We start from the raw sequence: 777 nt of genomic DNA, 5'->3' as shown, positions 1-777 counted from the left end.
GCGGCAGGTGCGCGCCTTCGATCCGTGGCCGGTCGCCGAGGCGGTGCTGGCGGGCGAGCGGGTGCGGGTGCACGGCGCGATCGCGCTGGACCTGGCCCACGGGCAACCGCCTGGCACGGTGCTGACCGCGTCCAGGCAGGGCATCGATATCGCCTGCGGCCAGGGCGCGCTGCGCCTGCGCGTGCTGCAGCGCGACGGAGGCAAGGCGATCACCGCCGCCGACTACCTCAACGCGCGGCGCGACCTGCCGGTCCTGGCGTAAGGCGTCGGCATGCCTGCGTACGCCGTGTCGGGCTTGGCAGGCGCGTCTGTAGCCGCGTCCACTGCTGCCCCGCGCCTGCGTGCCATCCGCGCGGGCGACAACTGTGCGGCATGCGCACGAAGCGGCGGCACGTCCCGGAGCGCACGCCGATGACCGCGACGCCCAACCCTGCGTGGCCGCCGGGCGTGGCCCCGCGGGTGCTTGCCGCCCGCGTGCTGACCGCGGTGATCGACCGCGGCCGCTCGCTCAAGGCCGAACTGGGCGCGGCGTTGCCGACGCTGCCGGATCCGCGCGACCGCGCGCTGGTGGAGGCGATCTGCTTCGCCGTGCTGCGCCGCCGACCGGCCTACGAGGCCGCGCTGCGCATGTGGCTGCAGAAGCAGTTGCCGCAGCGCGACGCCGAACTGCGCGGCCTGCTGCTGGCCGGCTTCGCCCAGCTCGATGCGCTGGGCCTGGCGCCGCATGCGGCGCTGTCGGCGACGGTGGAGGCGGCGCGCGCGCTGGATCGGCCGCGC

The 777-nt window shown here is 76.2% G+C and carries 1 protein-coding gene and 1 pseudogene; both read left to right on the top strand.

Going from position 1 to position 777, the window contains the following annotated elements:
- Positions 1-262 (top strand): annotated as a pseudogene (locus tag D183_RS24810) (methionyl-tRNA formyltransferase); the annotation flags it as partial.
- Between the two features lie 149 nt (positions 263-411).
- On the top strand, positions 412-777 hold a 366-nt coding region (locus D183_RS24805), incomplete at its 3' end, for a transcription antitermination factor NusB (protein WP_039727686.1).

The organism is Xanthomonas sp. SHU 199 (assembly GCF_000364665.1).
GTDB classification, from domain to species: Bacteria; Pseudomonadota; Gammaproteobacteria; order Xanthomonadales; family Xanthomonadaceae; genus Xanthomonas_A; species Xanthomonas_A sontii.
Note: the sequence above shows the minus strand (reverse complement) of the source record. Positions and strands in the feature narration are given on the sequence as shown.